This window comes from Cytobacillus oceanisediminis 2691 (assembly GCF_007678455.1).
Classification (GTDB): domain Bacteria; phylum Bacillota; class Bacilli; order Bacillales; family Cytobacillaceae; genus Mesobacillus; species Mesobacillus oceanisediminis_A.
Window position 1 is genome coordinate 1 of sequence record NZ_VEEP01000339.1, and the last position, 246, is coordinate 246.

Consider the following 246-nt stretch of genomic DNA (forward strand, 5'->3'; position numbering starts at 1 on the left):
GGGTTGAGGAATAGCAGAGGAAGAGGAGAGGCTAGTATTTGAAGGGTTGTTCGGTGGTGAGAGGAAAAAAGTAAAGGTGAGGGGACTTGGAGTGGGGGTTGCTTTCAGTAAAATGGTTGGCCGGTGGGTGGGGGGAGAGTTGATTTTAAAGGAGAGGAATTGAAGGGGGAGGAAGAAAGTGATGAAGTCGGGGTTTGATGTGATGAAGATGGTTGCAAGGAAGGGAGTAAGGAACAGGTAATAGAA

At 48.0% G+C, this 246-nt stretch carries 1 protein-coding gene; it reads right to left on the reverse strand.

The window, feature by feature from the left end; genetic code table 11:
- Positions 1-246 (reverse strand): hypothetical protein (locus FS736_RS24960; RefSeq protein WP_222125119.1); only part of this gene is annotated, 246 nt, incomplete at both ends.